This is a genomic window from Stenotrophomonas sp. ATs4, from assembly GCF_051861585.1.
GTDB lineage: Bacteria > Pseudomonadota > Gammaproteobacteria > Xanthomonadales > Xanthomonadaceae > Stenotrophomonas > Stenotrophomonas maltophilia_AS.
This window is the reverse complement of sequence record NZ_JBLYPK010000009.1, coordinates 31,450-49,068: the sequence shown is the minus strand read 5'-3', so window position 1 is coordinate 49,068 and position 17,619 is coordinate 31,450. Positions and strand designations below refer to the sequence as shown.

15 protein-coding genes are annotated in these 17,619 nt (G+C 66.9%); 8 read left to right on the top strand and 7 right to left on the bottom strand.

The window, feature by feature from the left end; genetic code table 11:
- Positions 1 to 20: 20 nt before the first annotated feature.
- The 3 genes from ABR323_RS16315 to ABR323_RS16305 are packed head-to-tail and all read right to left on the bottom strand — an operon-like array spanning position 21 to position 3,146.
- Entirely contained in the window at positions 21 to 1,076 is a 1,056-nt protein-coding gene (locus tag ABR323_RS16315) for an ABC transporter substrate-binding protein (protein ID WP_439450052.1), read from the bottom strand.
- Positions 1,073 to 2,464, bottom strand: a complete 1,392-nt coding sequence (locus ABR323_RS16310) for a sensor histidine kinase N-terminal domain-containing protein (protein WP_439450051.1) — start codon at positions 2,462 to 2,464, stop codon at positions 1,073 to 1,075. Before ABR323_RS16310 ends, ABR323_RS16315 begins: the two co-directional genes overlap by 4 nt.
- Positions 2,457 to 3,146, bottom strand: a complete 690-nt coding sequence (locus tag ABR323_RS16305; RefSeq protein ID WP_439450050.1) for a response regulator — start codon at positions 3,144 to 3,146, stop codon at positions 2,457 to 2,459. The genes ABR323_RS16310 and ABR323_RS16305 overlap by 8 nt, the downstream gene beginning before the upstream one ends.
- 335 nt (positions 3,147 to 3,481) lie before the next feature.
- Here ABR323_RS16305 and ABR323_RS16300 point away from each other — a divergent pair, with 335 nt between their 5' ends.
- The 5 genes from ABR323_RS16300 (at position 3,482) to ABR323_RS16280 (ending at position 9,981) form a co-directional block, all read left to right on the top strand.
- Positions 3,482 to 4,621: an OprO/OprP family phosphate-selective porin gene (locus ABR323_RS16300; protein WP_439450049.1), complete on the top strand. Its 1,140-nt coding sequence runs from the start codon at positions 3,482 to 3,484 to the stop codon at positions 4,619 to 4,621.
- Between the two features lie 75 nt (positions 4,622 to 4,696).
- Complete coding sequence (locus ABR323_RS16295; RefSeq protein ID WP_439450165.1) at positions 4,697 to 6,025, top strand: CitMHS family transporter; 1,329 nt, start codon at positions 4,697 to 4,699, stop codon at positions 6,023 to 6,025.
- Positions 6,026 to 6,049: 24 nt separating this feature from the next.
- Positions 6,050 to 6,790 carry an acetoacetyl-CoA reductase gene (gene phbB / locus ABR323_RS16290; RefSeq protein WP_012481221.1) on the top strand — a complete coding sequence of 247 codons (741 nt, stop codon included), beginning with the start codon at positions 6,050 to 6,052 and terminating at the stop codon, positions 6,788 to 6,790.
- Between the two features lie 208 nt (positions 6,791 to 6,998).
- Positions 6,999 to 7,523, top strand: coding sequence for a hypothetical protein (locus ABR323_RS16285; RefSeq protein WP_439450048.1), 525 nt, complete (start codon positions 6,999 to 7,001; stop codon positions 7,521 to 7,523).
- Between the two features lie 160 nt (positions 7,524 to 7,683).
- On the top strand, positions 7,684 to 9,981 hold the full coding sequence (locus ABR323_RS16280) for a TonB-dependent receptor (protein WP_135275042.1): 2,298 nt from the start codon (positions 7,684 to 7,686) through the stop codon (positions 9,979 to 9,981).
- A 439-nt stretch (positions 9,982 to 10,420) separates the two neighbouring features.
- Here ABR323_RS16280 and ABR323_RS16275 read toward each other — a convergent pair whose 3' ends face one another.
- Complete coding sequence (locus ABR323_RS16275; RefSeq protein WP_439450047.1) at positions 10,421 to 11,674, bottom strand: flavohemoglobin expression-modulating QEGLA motif protein; 1,254 nt, start codon at positions 11,672 to 11,674, stop codon at positions 10,421 to 10,423.
- A gap of 172 nt (positions 11,675 to 11,846) precedes the next feature.
- Positions 11,847 to 12,956 carry a ribosome small subunit-dependent GTPase A gene (rsgA, locus tag ABR323_RS16270; protein WP_135275047.1) on the bottom strand — a complete coding sequence of 370 codons (1,110 nt, stop codon included), beginning with the start codon at positions 12,954 to 12,956 and terminating at the stop codon, positions 11,847 to 11,849.
- 114 nt (positions 12,957 to 13,070) lie between these two features.
- Here rsgA and ABR323_RS16265 point away from each other — a divergent pair, with 114 nt between their 5' ends.
- From ABR323_RS16265 to grxD, 3 genes are all read left to right on the top strand, one after another.
- Entirely contained in the window at positions 13,071 to 14,345 is a 1,275-nt protein-coding gene (locus ABR323_RS16265) for a pyridoxal phosphate-dependent aminotransferase (RefSeq protein WP_032972151.1), read from the top strand.
- Positions 14,346 to 14,348: 3 nt separating this feature from the next.
- Positions 14,349 to 14,966, top strand: coding sequence for an SGNH/GDSL hydrolase family protein (locus ABR323_RS16260; RefSeq protein ID WP_439450046.1), 618 nt, complete (start codon positions 14,349 to 14,351; stop codon positions 14,964 to 14,966).
- Between the two features lie 174 nt (positions 14,967 to 15,140).
- Positions 15,141 to 16,067 carry a Grx4 family monothiol glutaredoxin gene (gene grxD / locus ABR323_RS16255; RefSeq protein WP_439450045.1) on the top strand — a complete coding sequence of 309 codons (927 nt, stop codon included), beginning with the start codon at positions 15,141 to 15,143 and terminating at the stop codon, positions 16,065 to 16,067.
- A gap of 111 nt (positions 16,068 to 16,178) precedes the next feature.
- On the opposite strand, the gene ABR323_RS16250 is transcribed toward grxD, so the two are convergent.
- Positions 16,179 to 16,718 carry a DUF924 family protein gene (locus ABR323_RS16250; protein ID WP_135275052.1) on the bottom strand — a complete coding sequence of 180 codons (540 nt, stop codon included), beginning with the start codon at positions 16,716 to 16,718 and terminating at the stop codon, positions 16,179 to 16,181.
- Positions 16,719 to 16,761: 43 nt separating this feature from the next.
- Positions 16,762 to 17,538 (bottom strand): AMP nucleosidase, encoded by a 777-nt coding sequence (locus ABR323_RS16245; RefSeq protein WP_135275053.1) that lies wholly within the window; start codon positions 17,536 to 17,538, stop codon positions 16,762 to 16,764.
- Positions 17,539 to 17,619 lie beyond the last annotated feature (81 nt).

Here is a 17,619-nt window from a genome sequence, read left to right as displayed (position 1 = left end):
TGTACGGGCAGGCCGCCGCATCAGCGCCCTGCCGGCTCCACGCTGCTGCGCCAGGCATCGAGGAACTGGCGGCGCTTGAGCGCGTCCAGATACACCAGCAGGCCCGGGCCGAGCTGGATCGGACGGCGGCTGCGGCCGGGCGCATCGTCGCCACGTGCGTTGCCGGTCACGATCGGCATCAGCCGCGCCTCGCGCGACAGGACCTGCTGGCCTCGCGGTGACAGCAGGTAATCGAGGAAGCGCCGGGCTTCTTCCGGGTGTGGGCCGGTGCGCGGGATCACCGCGGTGCGCAGCACCACCAGCGTGTAGTCCTCGGGTTCGACAATCGCCAGCGGTGCACCGGCATCGACACGTGCCTGCGCATAGGAGCCGAGCACGTTGTAGACCAGCGACAGCTGGCCGCTGGCCACCTTGTCCAGCAGTACACCGGTGCGCTCCTCGCGCACCACGTCGTTGTCGCCCAGCGCGCCCAGCAACGCACCCGCGATGCTGCCACGCTGCGCATCCTGGGTCGCCAGCAGGTAGCCGACGCTGCTGCGCTCGATGTCATAAGTGCCGACCCTGCCGCGCAAGGGTGCACCTTCGGCGCGCAAACGGTCCAGCAGCTGCCGGCGCGTGTGCGGCACCTTCGCAGCCGACAGTACGCGGGTGTTGTAGACCATCACCACCGGCTCGTAGCTGATGCCGAATGCCTCGTTGCGCCACTGTGCCCAGGCCGGCAGTGCGGCGGTCTGCGCCGAACGATGCGGCAGCGCGTGGCCGTCATTGACCAGTTTGGTCTGCAGGTCCATGCCGCTGGAGATCAGCAGGTCCGGCGATGCCGGTCCGCCGCGGTCGTGCAGGTAACGTGCGTACAGATCCTGGGTGATGATGTCCTCGTACACCACTTCAGTGCCGGGGTGCAGCCGCTGGTAATCGGCAATCACTACCGCGAACACTTCGATGTCGGTGGTGCCGTGGATGCGCAGCTGCGCGGTGACCGCTCCCTGTGCGGGAAAACGGCGCACGTCGCCCGGCGCGGCCTGCACCGGCAGGGCCAGCAGCAAGGCAACGGCAGCAGCGAACAGGCGGATCATGAACTGCTCCGTGGCAGGCGGATGGTGGCGACCAACCCGCCCTGCGGGCGGTTGCTGAGGTCGATGCGGCCGCCATGGCTGTCGACCACGCGCTTGACGATGGCCAGGCCCAGCCCGGCGCCTCCCGAGGGCGCACCCTCGCCACGGGCGAAGCGCTCGAATACGCGTTCCGCGTCAGCAGGCGCGATGCCGGCGCCATGGTCGGCAATGGTCAGCACTGCCTGCCCGCCGTCCACGGTCAGCGCGATCTGCAACGGGCCGTCACCGCCGTACTTCAGTGCGTTGTCGACCAGGTTCTTGATCGCCTCGCGCAGCAGCAGTGCATCGCCGTGCACCTGCACCGGTTCGGCGGTCATCGCCAGTTGTACGCGCGGCGCCGGGCTGGCCTGCGGCAGCGCTTCATGCAGGGCTTGGTGCACGGTCTCGGCCAGGTCCACCGCCGCAAAGCGCTGCAGATGCGAACGATGGATCACGCTGGCATCGCTGAGCAGCTGGTTGAGCAGCCGGCTCATATGCGTGGCGTTGCGCTCGATCGCCTGCAGGCTGCGCCGCATGTCTTCGGGGTCGTCGTCATCCAGCGCCAGCTGTGCCTGCGCGCGCAGGGCAGCCAACGGTGTGCGCATCTGGTGGGCAGCTTCAGCCATGAATGCACGCAGGGTTTCATTGCTGCTGGACAGGCGTTCCATAAAGCGGTTCAAGGCCGCCACCATCTGGTCCATCTCGCGCGGCACGCGCGCATCCAGTGGCTTCAGGTCGGACGGCTCGCGGCGCGACAGCTCGCGTTCCACCCGCACCAATGGCCGGAACGCGCGATGTACGCCAAACGCCACCAACGCCAGCAGCAGCCCGGACAGCACACCGATCGCCAGCAATGCACGGTTGACCAGGTCCTGCGCGACGGCTTCGCGCGCGCGCCGGGTCTGGCCGACCTGCACCTGTACTTCACCCAGTGCCGAGGCGGCAGCGAAGCTACGGCCGACCACCACGAAGCGCACGGTCTCATCGCTGTACGCCGCATCAAACAGCTGCGGTTGCGTGCCGGGCCGGCGCGGCGGTGCCGGCAGGTCGCTGTAGCCGGTGATCAGCGTGCCGCGGCTGTCGGCCACCCTGTAGAACACGCGGTCTTCCGGTGCCATTGCCAGCAGGTCCAACGCGGCATAGGGCAGATCGACCTGCCACTGGCCATCGACCAGGGCGACCGAATCGGCGATGGACAGCGCCGAAGACACCAGCAGATGGTCGTAGGATCGGTTCGCGGCCCGCTGGCCATAGTCGCGTGCGGCAAACAGCAGGGCCACCGCGAACACTGCCAGCAGCGCGCCGAGATAGAGCAGCAGCGTGCGCCGCAATGAACCCGGTGCGGCGTTCGCAGCGCGTGCGTCAGCCATCGGTGTCGCTGCCGCCATCGCAGGCTTCCAGCAGGTAGCCGACGCCGCGCACCGTGGTGATGCGCAACGGCGCACTGGCCAGTTTTTTTCTCAAGCGACCGACATACAGCTCGATGGCATTCGGGCCAGCCTCATCGTCAAAGCCGAACAGGCCATTGCCGATCTCGTCCTTGCCGACCACCTGGCCGAGGCGCCCGACCAGAATCTCCAACAGCCGGTATTCGCGGTTGGGCAGTTCGATCGGTTCACCGTCGAGACTCACCCGATGCGCGGCATTGTCGAACTGGAACCCGCCAATCTGCACCACTTCGCTGGCCTGGCCACGCGCACGCCGTAGCAGCACGCGGCAGCGCGCCTCGAATTCGCGGAAGTCGAACGGCTTGCCGAGATAGTCGTCGGCGCCGACATCCAGCGCCTGCACACGGTCTTCAATGCCATCGCGCGCGGTCAGCATCAGTACCGGCGTGCTGTCGCCGCGCTCGCGCATGCCGGCCAGCACGCGCAGACCATCGAGCTTGGGCAGGCCGATATCCAGCACCACCAGGTCGAAGCTCTGGTAGCGCAGCACGCTGGCAGCGGCCAGGCCATCGGCCTGCCAGTCCACGGCGTGCCCGCTGCGGCGCATGCGGCGGATGATCGCATCGGCCAGATCCGGGTTGTCTTCGACCAGCAGCAGGCGCATGGGCACGGGGGTGGGAGGGGAACCGAATGCTACCGCATGCCGCTGCCGCGCTCGCCGGGCACGGCCCGGCGCTACCGGGCGCTGCGGCGTCGATGCATCCGCCGGGCATGGGCCCACACCAACGGGGGCACCGTCGCAGGGTAGCGCCGGGCCATTGCCCGGCGAGCGCAGCGGCCCGCTTTACGCTGCACCGCACAATCCGTTGACAGGACGATGACAGCTTGCCCGACCCAGACTGCGGCCGCGCACCGTCCGGTGCCCACGATTGCCGCGCGCCCGGCGCGCACCTGGGAGGGTTTGTGGAATTCACGTTTGCCTGGCGGCGTCCTGCCGCCATGATGGCTCTGGCCGCCCTGTCGGCGCCGGCCTTTGCCGCCGAAGATGACCGTCCGGTCACGGCCTCCCTCGGGGGCCGCCTGCACCTGGACTTCGCCACCTTCGACAACGACAACCGCGGTACGCCGAACAAGGACGACACCGAGATCCGTCGCGCCTGGCTGGATGTGTCGGGCAAGTTCTTCGTGGTCGACTACAAGCTGGAAGCCGATTTCTCCGGCGACCGCGTCGAGGCCAAGGACGTGTACCTGGCACGCAGCTTCGGCAAGGCCGGCAAGCTGACCGTGGGCCAGTTCAAGCAGTACTTCTCGCTGGATGACCGCACCAGTTCCAACTACGGCAGCTTCCTGGAGCGCGGCAACGCTGGTACCACGCTGGCGCCGCTGTACCGCCTGGGTGCGTCATGGCAGGCCAACCCCGGTGACTTCACCTGGGCGGCCAGCATCTACAGCCTGGAGAGCATCGACGCCTGGCAGGTGAAGGGTCGCGCCGCCGGTGGCCGCGTCACCTGGGCACCCTCGCCCAGCGACGGTGACGTGCTGCACCTGGGCCTGTCGCTGGCCCGCGAGGCCTACGACAACCCGGGCAGCAACGGCACCCCCGGCCTGAAGATCCGCCCGCGCCCGGCCGGCCACCTGTCCGACGAAAGCCGCCTGACCCTGGTCGACTTCTCCGCCGGTCGCGATACCGACGTCAACAAGTGGTCGCTGGAGTACGCGCAGGTGCGCGGCCCGCTGTCGTGGCAGGGCGAGTTCAGTGGCGCCACCTTCGATGACGGCGCGCAGCGCGGCGACGTGATGGCCGCCTACGGCATGCTCAGCTGGTTCATGACCGGCGAAAGCCGCGCCTACGACCGCAAGACCGGCCGCTTTGCGCGGGTGAAGGACATCCGGCACAAGGCTGGTGCCTTCGAAGTGGCGCTGCGCTACGACCAGATGTGGGGCGCACAGCACCTCGATGGTGCGCCGGATCTGCGCCGCGGCAGCACTGAAGCCTGGACGCTGGGCGGCAACTGGTACCTGCGCGACAACCTGCGCTTCATGCTCAACGTGATCGAAAGCCGCAACCGCGACCGCTTGGCCGGGGTCACGGTGGACCGTACACGCGCGGTCACCGGCCGCCTGCAGTACGACTTCTAAGCCCGACATCCCGGGCATGCCGCCCGGGCCCCTTCCACTCCCCCACGTCCTGTTTTCGCAAGGAGTCCGCAGATGATGCTGAGCATCCTCGGCTTTGGCATGGTCATTACGTTCATGTACTTGATCATGAGCAAACGACTGTCGCCGCTGGTCGCCCTGATCACCATTCCCATCCTGTTCGCACTGATCGGTGGCTTCGGCGCCGGCCTCGACGAGATGATGCTGGAGGGCATCAAGAAGATCGCGCCCACCGGCGTGATGCTGATGTTTGCCATCCTCTACTTCGGCGTGATGATCGATGCGGGCCTGTTCGATCCGCTGGTGCGGATCATCCTGCGCTTCGTCAAGGGCGATCCGATGAAGATCGTGCTCGGCACCGCGGTGCTGGCGATGCTGATCTCGCTCGACGGCGATGGTTCAACCACCTACATGATCACTGTCTCGGCGATGCTGCCGCTGTACCAGCGGCTGGGCATGAACGCGCTGAACATGACCTGCGTGACCATCCTCGCCGGCGGCGTGATGAACCTGACCCCGTGGGGCGGCCCGACCGCACGCGCGGCCACCGCGCTGCACGTGGATCCGGCCGATGTGTTCGTGCCGCTGATCCCGTCGATGGTGATCGCCTGTGCCGGCGTCCTGCTGCTGGCCTGGTACCTGGGCCTGAAGGAGCGCCGCCGCCTGGGCGTGGTGACCCTGCCCAAGGGCGGCAGCTGGATGGACAACAGCGTATCCGACGACAGCAATGCGCTGCCGACCGTGGAAGACGCCGAAGACATCAAGCGCCCGAAGCTGCTGTGGGTGAACCTGGCCCTGACCGTGGCGCTGATGACCGCGCTGATCATCGGCGTGCTGCCGATGCCGGTGCTGTTCATGGTCGGCTTCGCCATCGCCCTGGTGATCAACTACCCGAACCTGGCCGAGCAGCGCCGCCGCGTGGTCAACCATGCAGGCAACGTGCTGTCGGTGGTGTCGCTGATCTTCGCCGCAGGCATCTTCACCGGCATCCTCAACAACACCGGCATGGTCGAAGCGATGTCGCACAGCTTCCTGGCCGTCATTCCGGAATCGTGGGGCCCGTACCTGGCGGTGATCACGGCTGTGGCATCGATGCCGTTCACCTTCTTCATGTCCAACGACGCGTTCTACTTCGGCGTGCTGCCGATCCTGTCCGAGGCCGCCGGCAACTACGGCATCACCCCGGTGGAAATGGCGCGCGCCTCGCTGGCTGGCCAGCCGGTGCATCTGCTCAGCCCGCTGGTGCCGTCCACCTACCTGCTGGTCGGCCTGGCCAAGGTCGAATTCGCCGACCACCAGAAATTTACCCTGAAGTGGGCCATCGCCATCTCCATGCTGCTGATGGTCGGCAGCCTGCTGTTCGGCCTGTACCCGCTCGCTGCCTGACCTCTTACCAAGGAGCCTTCTGCAATGACGCTTCGAATCGCTTACGTCACCAGCGGCATGGGCAGTGTCGGTACTGCCATCTGCCAGAGCCTGGCCCGCAGCGGCCACACCGTGGTCGCCGGTTGCGCGCCGAACTCGCCGCGCAAGGCCAACTGGCTGCGCGAGCAGCGCGAACAGGGCTTCGACTTCATCGCCTCCGAAGGCAACGCGACCGACTGGGCCTCGACCAGCGCCGCGTTCGCCAAGGTGCGCGCTGAAGTCGGTGAAGTGGACGTGCTGGTCAACAACTCCGGTGGCAGCCGCGACCTGCTGTTCCGGCAGATGACGGTGGAGGACTGGAACGCGGTGATCGCCTCCAACCTCAATTCGCTGTTCAACCTGACCAAGCAGGTGGTCGATGGCATGGCCACGCGGGGCTGGGGCCGCATCATCAACATCGGCTCGGTCAGTGCCCACAAAGGCCAGATCGGCCAGGTGAACTACGCCACCGCCAAAGCTGCGATGCATGGCTTCAGCCGTGCGCTGGCCGCGGAAGTGGCCTCGCGTGGCGTTACCGTCAACACGCTGTCGCCGGGCTACATCGCCAGCCAGGCGATCAGCAGCTTCCCCCCGGATGTGCTGGACCGGCTGGCCGCCTCGGTGCCGGTGCGCCGCCTCGGTCGCCCGGAAGAAGTGGCCGGCCTGTGCGCCTGGCTGGCTTCGGATGAAGCCTCGTACGTGACCGGCGCCGACTATCCGGTCAACGGTGGCCTGTACATGGGTTGAGCCCGTCTCCACGCAACGCGTGGACCGCCTCCCCCACGGAGTGCGCGGGGCCGGTGAACCTTCGCTTGCGAGGGGGATCCGGCCCCATTTTTGTTTCTGCATTTTCGGGACGCATTGCCCGATACATCGGCAGAACCGGTGCTATACCTGCCAACGCTCGCTGAGCCCGATGGATGAACGGCCGGAATCGCGGATCAAGGAGGTTGGCATGCGTGCATTGCTGATGGCGCTTCTTGTAGTCGTCACCCCGCCACTGGCGGCCACACCACCCACTGCCACTGCGGAAGAGGCGGATGCAACTTGGCGGCTCGTGGAGCGCTGGTCCTTGCAGCTGGCACGCTCTGACCTTGTCGCGCAGCTATCACCCCTGGCCCCGGCCGGCTCGCGCTCGGAAGCAAGAAGGGGCCGGGGCGACAGCGCCACCATCGATCTGGCGCCCTTCGTGGTCGCCGGGAGGATCAAGGGGCCTTCTGGCCAGATCTACACCGATGCATCGGGACGAATCATCAAAGGCATTGCGCTGTCGCTGGGCGGCGCCTGCATCTCGCGAAAGCAGATGGGTCGTCGCTATCCCGACTTCAATGTCCTTTCCGTGCCGTCAGGGCATAGCCTGGACGAGTCGACGGTGTTCGGCACCGTAGTAAACGGCATCCAGATCGGCTTCTCATTCTCCGAACATGACCGTGACTGCATGGACCAACTCAAATTGAGCTGGCCAGGGGAGCGCTTCTGATTCCCCCCGACATACCACCATGACGAACATGTTGCAGGACGCGCACCACTGCCCTGCCACCTTCGTTGGTTTTTCGTAAAGAAGGTTTCATGTTCCGTTCGCATAGTGGCCATGCACCGCGCACGCGTGCCGGTGACCACCCCCAATGCAACGGACCATCATGCAGACCCGACACCTGACGATCGCCGTGGCGATCGCGCTCTCCGCCGCCGCCAGCGCCCATGCCGCCACCGCCGCCGATACCGGCGCCAGCACCGATGCCGCGCTGAGCGCGCAGACGCTGGATACCGTCTCCGTGATCGGCCAGGGCGAGACCCGCCAGGTGCAGCGCATCACCGCCGTCGACAAGCAGGTGCTGCCGCCGGGCACTAGCGGCCAGAAGATCCTCGACCGCCTGCCGGGCGTGTCGGTGCAGTCCAATGATGCCTTCGGCGCCAACGAGGAATCGCAGACCATCAGCCTGCGTGGTTTCGACAAGAGCCGCCTGGGCTACACGCTGGACGGCATCCCACTGGGCGACAACAGCTACGGCAACTACAACGGCTTGAGCGTCTCCCGCGCGATCATCGCCGAGAACCTGGCCGGTGCCGAGCTGTCGCAGGGCATCGGTTCGCTGGGCGTGGCCTCGACCAGCAACCTGGGCGGCACCATCCAGTACTTCTCGATGGACCCGTCCACCGAATTCGGTGGCCGTGCCAGCGTCACCGTCGGCGACAACAGCCAGCGCCGTGGCTACCTGCGCGTGGATACCGGTGACATCAACGGCTTCTCGGCCTATGTGTCCGGTGTGCACCAGGACCAGGACATGTGGGCCGCGCCGTACCAGAACCAGACCACGCGCCAGTTCAACGCCAAGGCGGTGTGGAATGTCGGCGACCACCGCTTCGGTGCGTTCGTGGCCACCTCGCGCGCCAGCCAGGCCAACTACGCCTACCTGTCCAAGGACATGCTGGCACGTGGCATGGGCTATGACTGGAACATCTACGCACCGGACTGGGACCGCGCCGTGGCCGCCGCGTACTGCGCGCCCGGCACGCTGGACCGCAGCAAGTGCAAGTTCAGCGGCGGCGTCAACAGCATCGACGACGCCTACTACCAGAGCCGCGCACTACGTGACGACAACCTGTATTCGGTGGATGCCGACCTGCGCCTGGGCGAGCAGGGCCGCCTGAAGCTGCTGGCCTACCACCACGACAACCGTGGCCAGGGCCACTGGTGGGCACCGGGCCAGCCGTCCTACCCGGGCACCGACAAGATGCTGCCGATCTCGATCCGCAGCACCAACTACACGATCAACCGCGATGGCCTGACCGCCGCGCTGTCGTGGACGGTGGGCATCCACGAGCTGGAAGCCGGCCTGTGGTACGAGCAGAACGACCACAACGTGTCGCGCAACTTCTACTACATCAGCGGCCCGTTCCTGGACGACCTGTACCTGAAGAACCCGGACCGCCTGCTGTTCAACCAGGACTTCGACATCCGCACGCGCCAGTTCTACGTGCAGGACCGCATGCGCTTCCTGGACCAGCGCCTGACCGTGGACGTGGGCATCAAGAGCCCGAACACCCGCATGCGCGCCACCGCACAGCCCGGTGTGGAAACCAGCATCGCCTCGGGCACGCTGACCGCCAAGGAATCGGTGCTGCCGCAGGTGGGCGTGGGCTTCAAGATCAACGCCAACAACGAGCTGTTCGCTTCGTATGCCGAGAACATCGCGGCGTTCGTCGGCGGTGGCAGCGGTGGCCCGCTGCAGGTGTCGCCGGAATCGTTCGCGGCCAGTGCCGGGCTGGAGCCGGAGAAGTCCAAGAGCCTGGAGGCCGGCTTCCGTACCTTCGGCGAGAAGTACCAGGCCTCGATCGCGGCCTACAACGTGAAGTTCGACAACCGCCTGCTGTCGTTGAACCCGTGCTCGAGCATCGAAGTGGGTACGCGCCCGGAGTGCGTGACGCGCTTCATCAACGTCGGTTCGGTGAAGAGCCATGGTGCGGAGCTGACCTTCATCCTCAAGCCGATCGACGGCCTGCAGTGGTACAACGCGCTGTCCTGGAACAAGACCACCTACGAGGACGACTACCTCTCCGGCGGCGCAGTGGTGCCGGTGGCCGGCAAGATCACGGTGGATACGCCGCAACGCATGGCCTCCAGTGAAATCAGCTGGAACCGCGACGGCTTCTTCGCCAGCCTGCGTGCCAAGTACACCGGCAAGCGCTACTACACCTACACCAACGACCAGTCGGTGCCGGGCGTGACCACCTTCGACGCCGGTGCGGGCTACGACTTCGGCCCGGGCCTGGGCCTGCGCAACGTGCGGGTGTCGTTGAACGCGACCAACCTGACCAACAAGCGCTACGCCGGCCAGCTGAGCTCGTTCGCACCGACTGATCCGGAAGGCAAGCGCTATGCGATCCATGCGAGCGCACCGCGGCAGTTGTTCATGACGGTGGCGGCGGAGTTCTAAATCAGAAGCGGGCGCTGCGGCGCATCAGTACCGCAGCGGGGCGAGGTGGGACGGGCCGAGGCAGGACACGCCGCAAGTACGTCCATGTAGGCTCGGTCGGCGCATCCATGCGCCTCACGGTCCTGCCTCGGCCCGTCCCACCGCGCTCGACAATTCCTTGCGCCGGCGCGGAGGCAATGGAAAGCAAGAGCAAAAGCATACAGCCGGGCATTGCCCGGCTCTTTGCTTTTCAAGCGCAATCCCTTCGGCGCGGTGATGTGCTGCCGCCCGCGCGGGAAACTGTCTGGCGGCGGTGGGGCACCCTGGCCAGGACCGTGAGGCGCATGGATGCGCCGATCGAGCCCCCATGGATGGGTTTACGGCGTGTCCTGGCCAGGGTGCCCCACCGCCGCCCAGCGATATCAATCGAGGCGCCAGCGCATCATCCCGCCAACGCATTTCATTCCGGCGCCAGCTGGTCCATCCGTATCCGGTTGGCAAACAGCGAGAACGCCAACATGCCCGCGAGGCCGTTCGCCCGGCTCATCCAATGCGGCAGCCAACGCGGTGGCTTCAGCACACCCGCCTCGAACAACGGCGCGAACGCGATCGCGTCGGTCAGGCTCATCTTGCCGGCGAACAGCCAGCGGCAGACCTGCAGGCGATCCTCGGCCAGCATGTGGCGGAAGAAGGTATGCACCGACACCAGCCCGCGCAGGTACACCGTGTCCTTGGTAAACGCCAGGCCGCCGCTGGGCGGTACACCGCGGAACACGCGCTGCGCCGAGGCGAAACTCTCTTCCGGGTTCTGCCCGGCGTCGCAGAAGTAACGGAACACCTCGATGAAATCAGCACCCTCGCGCGCCATTGCGATCGCTTCGGTACGCAGGCTGATGCGCTTCAGGCGCTCGATGTCGATGCTGCCGGTGATCTGTTCGGCGAAGGTGGCCAGCCCTTCCTGGGTGGCCGTCACGCGCGGCGAGGACAATGCCAGACTCGGCAGCACCGGCTGTTCACGGCCGTTCAATGCGGTCAGCGAATGCACCAGCGCTTCATGGTGGAACAGCTGCGCGCGGTCGTAGGCGCTGAAGCGTGCACTGGTGCGCAGACGGATGCGGGTCGGGCCTGCGGCCGCTTTGGAAACCAGTTCCGGGTCGAGCTGCACCTGGATCATGCGCGATTCAAAGAAGGCATCCAGGTCGTTCTGCAGCTGCAGCTGCAGGGCAATGGCCGAAATCGGCACCTGCTCTTCCGGGGCCAGCAGTTCATGGTCCAGTTCGGCAGCAATCTGGATGAAGTGACGCGCCGCCTCGCGCGTGCTTGGGCCACTGCCCGGCAGGGGCTGCTCGGGGGCGCCGAACAGCTGCACAGAACAGGTATCGACCGCAGGGGTGCCCAGACCCTCCAGCAGCTGCGCGGCCAGATCCCAGCTCTGCGCCGATTGCCGCACGTAATGACCCAGCGGATGACTGTCGTCGCAGTTGGCGGCGATCGTGGCCAGCGCGCGGCGCTCTTCGCTGAAGTCCAGCCGTGGGTAATCCACCTTCGGCAGCACCGGCTGGCCACGCGCCACGCTGGCCAGGAACGGCGCCTGCAGCGTCGCCGGCCAACTGGTCAGGCCCAGCAGGCGGATGCCTCCCACGGCCTCGACCAGGCGCGCATCGAGCGCTGCATGGTGGGCCACGTCACGGTCCAGCGTCGCAGTCGGTTCCATGCGCGGACTATAGCGCCCTGCCCGCGCGTTGGTAGGTGCCAACCTCGGTTGGCACAGATATGCATCCGCGGAACGCATCCACGCATGGCGTGGATCTACTGGGCTGCTCCCTGCCCTGACAGTGCCAACCAAAGTTGGCACCTACCAGAAGCGGGCTTCCGGCACCGCGGGTTCAGCGCCGGCGTGGCTTGCCGGCGGGGCGGAATTGCTGGCCCTTGCCCTTCCTGCCGCCACGCTCCTGCGCGGTCTCGGCCTGGCGTACCGCCAGCTTGGCGGCCGCTGCGGCCACTTCTTCCTTCAGCTTGAAGTAGTTCAGCAGCCGGCTCTCTTCGATCTCACCGGCATCGATCGCCGCACGCACGGCACAGCCCGGTTCCTGCTGGTGCATGCAGTCGTTGAAGCGGCACTGCGCGGCCAGCGCTTCGATATCGGCAAAACCACCTTCAGCCAGCGTCTCTTCACCGGTCGGCTTCAGTTCGCGCATGCCGGGGGTGTCGATCAGACAGGCACCCATCGGCAACGGCATCAGCGCGCGGTGCGTGGTGGTGTGGCGGCCGCGCGAATCGTTGGCGCGCACTGCGTTGGTCTTCATCCGCTGCTCGCCCAACAAAGTGTTGGTCAGCGTGGACTTGCCGGCACCGGAGGAGCCCACCAGCACCACGGTGCGGCCCGGGCCCAGCCAAGGCTGCAGCACCGCCACGCTGTCGGCATCCAGGCCGTTGATCGCATGCAGTGCGATGCCCTGCATCTCCAGCTCTTCCAGCACCGCCAGCGCATCCTCGCTGTACTCGGTCTGGTCGGCCTTGGTCAGCACCACCACCGGTTCGGCACCGCCACCGCCCACCAGCAGCAGGTAGCGCTCGATGCGGCGCGGATTGAAGTCGGCATCCAGGCCACAGACGATGAACACCGTATCGATGTTGGCTGCGATCACCTGCTGGTGGTAATGCTCGCCGGCCGCGCCACGCTTGATCGCGGTACGCCGCGGCAGCAGGGCGACGATGCGGATGCCGTCCAACAACACCCAGTCGCCAACCGCCGGCCGTTCGTGGCTGGGGAAGCGTGGGCGCTGCCATTCCGGCAACGACTCGGCCTTGATCGACGCGTCCGGGCCATCGGCCACCACATAGTGGGTGCGGTGCTGCTCGATCACCCGCGCCGGGCGGGCCTGCGGGTGTGCGGCCATCGCGGCCTGCCAGTCGGCCTGCTGCGCCGGGCCCGGCCAGGGCCAGCCGATGGTCTGCAGGGCGGTGAAATCGGGAGTCTGGGTCATCGCCGCCATTCTACCCGTGCCAGTGCCCCGCCAGCCCAACAGCGGCAGGCGCTGAGGCCTTGCCATGCGCTGCAGCAATTCCGCTACCATGGAAGCCCCATGCCATTCGACGGCCCACCGCCCATGTCCACCCCCTCGCCCAAGCCCCTGGTCATCCGCGAGCGCCTCTCGGAAGTGCGCTACGAAATCCGCGGAGAACTGGCACGGCGAGCGCGGGAGCTGGAGGCTCAGGGCCGCAAGCTGATCAAGCTCAACATCGGCAACCCCGGTGCGTTCGGCTTCCGCGCACCGGAACACCTGCAGCGCGCGATCGCCGATGACATGGGCCGCACCGACCCCTATACCCATCAGCAGGGCCTGCCGGTCGCACGCGAAGCCATCGCCGCCTACTACGCCCGTCGTGGTGCGCCTGATGCGCATCCGGACCGCGTGTTCGTCGGCAACGGCGTCAGCGAGCTGATCGACCTGTCGCTGCGGGCACTGCTCAATCCGGGCGACGAGGTGCTGGTGCCCTCGCCGGACTACCCGCTGTGGTCGGCCTCGACCATCCTCAACGACGGTCGCCCGGTGTATTACCGCTGCGCCGCCGAAAACGGCTTCCAGCCGGACCCGAGCGAAATCGAGACGCTGGTGTCCTCGCGGACCCGCGCCATTGTGCTGATCAACCCGAACAATCCCAGCGGCGCCAGCTACCCGCGCGAGCTGCTGGAGCGCGTGGTCGAGATCGCGCGCCGCCATAATCTGTTGCTGCTGGTCGATGAGATCTACGACCAGATCCTGTACGACGATGCGGTGTTCCAGCCGGTCGCGCCGCTGGCCGGCGACCACCCGTGCCTGACCTTCAGTGGCCTGAGCAAGGTGCACCGCGCCTGCGGCTGGCGCGTGGGCTGGGCCCACCTCAGCGGCGACGACGCACGCCTGGGCGACTTCCGCGCCGCGCTGGACCTGCTGGGTGCGCTGCGCCTGTGTGCCAACGTGCCCGGCCAGTACGCCATCGATGCCGCGGTGAACGGCCCGGACACCATCTCCGAACTGTGCACGCCGGGTGGCCGCCTGTACGAAACCCGCCGCGCGGTGATCGAGGCCTGCGAAGCCAGCGAGCACCTGTCGCTGGTCGCCCCCGCCGGTGCGCTGTACGCGTTCCCGGCCGTGGTCGGCGCCGCCGCCAAGGGCTTCGACGACCACAATTTCGCGCTGGACCTGATGAACAACGAAGGTGTGCTGGTGGTGCCGGGCTCGAGCTTCAACGTGCCCTACCGCCATCATTTCCGCGTGACCCTGCTGCCGGAAGCCTCGGTGATGCGCGATGTGTTCGCGCGTATCGACCGCGTGCTGGCCCGCCGCGCCGAGGACGCCACCAAGGTCGTGCCGCTGAAGCCGCGCCGCTCGGTGGCCTGAGCCGTGGCCCTGTCCTACCTGGCGCTGGGCGATTCGTACACCATCGGTGAAGCGGTTGCAGTCGAAGGCCGCTGGCCGTACCAGCTGGCTGCCGCGCTGCGTGCGCAGGGCATTGAGCTGTCCGACCCGCAGACCATCGCCACCACCGGCTGGACCACCGATGAGCTCGACGCCGGCATCGATGCGGCTGCGCCGCAGGGGCCGTTCGATTTCGTCAGCCTGCTGATCGGCGTCAACAACCAGTACCGCGGGCGCCCGCTGGACGAGTACCGCGACCAGTTCCAGGCTCTGCTGCAGCGGGCGATCGGCTTCGCCGGCGGGGATGCCGGCCGCGTGCTGGTGTTGTCCTTCCCGGATTGGGGCGCGACCCCGTTCGGTGCCGGCAGTGGCCGTGACCTGGCCGCGGTCGAAATCGAAACCGACGAGTTCAACGCGACCGCCGAAGTGATCAGCACCCGGCTGGGCGTAGCCTTCGTCGATATCACCGATATCAGCCGTGACCGCGGCACCGATCCGGCGATGATCGCCGAGGACGGCCTGCACCCCTCGGCGCGGATGTACGCGCTGTGGAGCGAACGGGCGCTGCCTCAGGCCGCGCACCTGCTCGGCGGGACGGCCTGAGGCATACCCAACGGACCGCGGCCTGGACCAGGATCAGGCCCCGCTGCGACGCCCCACCTGACAGGACCCGCCCGCGCTGCGACGGGCTGCGACGCAATGTTCCTGTGCTGCTCATCCCCCACGTTGCCGTGGGGGTTAGAATTGACGATTCGAATTCCCGGAACCCCGACGTCCATGTCCCTCGATCCCGCCCTGCGTTCGCGCATCGAAACCATCCTCAACGACAACCGCGTCGTGCTGTTCATGAAGGGCCAGCCGTCGATGCCGCAGTGTGGTTTCTCGGCCAAGGCCGTGGGCGCCCTGCAGGACCTGGGCGTGGAGTTCGCCCACGTCAACGTGCTGGCCGACGCGGAGATCCGCGAAGGCATCAAGGCCTATGGCGACTGGCCGACCATCCCGCAGCTGTACATCGACGGCGAACTGGTCGGCGGCAGTGACATCGTGCTGCAGATGGCCGCCAGCGGCGAACTGAGCAGCGTGCTCGGCCTGGCCGCGCCGGACCGCACCCCGCCGAGCATCACCGTTACCCCGGCCGCGGTGGAAATGCTCAAGGGCGCGCTGGCCGACGCCCCGGGTGCCGCCCTGCAGCTGAGCATCGACGCCGGCTTCCAGCCGAACTTCCAGCTGGCCCCGCACGACGAAGGCGCGATTGCCGCCGAGTCCAACGGCCTGCGCGTGCAGTTCGACCTGGCCAGCGCGCGTCGCGCCAACGGCATCACCATCGACTGGGTGGACGACATCCGCGGCAAGGGCCTGGCGATCGACAACCCGAACGCGCCCAAGCCGGTGCAGGAAATCAGTGTGCGTGATGCCGACGACCTGGTGCGTGCCGGCAACATCACCCTGGTGGACGTGCGCCCGGCCGACGAGCGCGCCATCGCCGCCGTGGGCGTGCCGTTCAAGAGCTTCGACGGCAATGGCCGTGCCGAGCTGGAAGCCCTGCCGAAGGACACCGCGCTGGCCTTCATGTGCCACCACGGTGGCCGCAGCGCACAGGCCGCCGAGCAGTTCCGCGTCCTGGGCTTCACCAAGGTGTTCAACGTCACCGGCGGCATCAATGCCTGGTCCGAAGACGTGGACAACGGCGTACCGAAGTACTGATCGGCTGCGATCGATGACCACGACAAACGCCGGCGCAAGCCGGCGTTTGTCGTGTACAGCATCGGAAGTTTCCAGTAGATCCACGCCATGCGTGGATGCAGCGGAATCCGCCTAGCCGGCAAACCCGCCTTCGGCCAGGTAATCCAGTTCTTCCGGCGTCGGAATGCGGCCAACCACCGCGTTGCGGTGCGGGAAGCGGCCGAAGCGGCGGATGATGTCGCGGTGCAGTTCGGCGTACTGCAGGTATTCCTTGTCACCCAGCACGTCGAACATCGCCACTGAGCGGTCCTGGTCCAGCGGATCCTCGGAATGCTCGAACGGCAGGTAGATGAAGGCGCGCAGCTTGGGCACCAGCTGCAGGTCCAGGCCTTCCTCGATGGCACGCATGGCGTAGTGCCGGGCGAGGCCGTCGGTGGCATAGGAATGCGCAGTCCCGCGGAAGCAGTTGCGCGGGAACTGGTCCAGCAGCAGCATCAGGGCCAGCGCCCCTTCGGCACTGCCCAGCCAATGCTCGCGCGCGCGCGCGGCCGCTGCGAAATGCTCATCCAGAAACAACTGGCGGAACTGCGCGTCGAACGCGTCGTCGCGGGCGAACCACTTCGCAGGGCCCGCCTCCTTCCAGAATTCCACCACTTGCGCGGCAACGTCCATTACCTACTCCTGGGCCTGGACGCCCCGCGCCCGGCCTTCATCATCATTCGTCGAAGCGCAGGTGGCGGACCGACTTGCCGTTGCGCCGGATAAGCTTAAGCGCCTCGATACCGATCTGGATATGGTTTTCCACGAACTGCGAGCTGACCTTGGCATCGGAGGCCTCGGTCTTGACCCCGTCGGGGATCATCGGCTGGTCTGAAACCAGCAGCAGCGCGCCGCTGGGTATGTGATTGGCGAAGCCGGCAGCGAACACGGTGGCCGTTTCCATGTCGATGGCCATGCAGCGCATCGCCCGCAGCCGCTCCTTGAAGGTCTCGTCGTGCTCCCAGACCCGGCGGTTGGTGGTGTAGACGGTGCCGGTCCAGTAATCGTGGCCGAGGTCGCGGATCATGGTCGAAACCGCGCGCTGCAGCGCAAAGGCCGGCAACGCCGGCACTTCCGGCGGCAGGTAGTCGCCGGAGGTGCCCTCGCCGCGGATCGCCGCGATCGGCAGCACCAGGTCGCCCAGCTGGTTCTTGCGCTTGAGGCCGCCGCACTTTCCCAGGAACAGCACCGCCTTGGGCATCACCGCCGACAGCAGGTCCATGATGATCGCGGCATTGGGACTGCCCATGCCGAAGTTGATCATGGTGATGCCATCGATGGTGGCACTGGCCATCGGCCGGTCCAGGCCGATGACCGGTGCACCGGTCAGCTCGGAGAATGCATGCAGGTAGCCTCCGAAGTTGGTCAGCAGGATATGCTGGCCGAACTGGTCCAGGGGCACGCCGGTATAGCGCGGCAGCCAGTTGTCGACGATTTCCTGCTTGCTCTTCATGGACGGTCCGGTACGGCGGGGTGCCGGCTATTTTCGGCCAGCGGGGCGATGCCGTCGAGACGCCGCGTGCCGCCCTGTGAA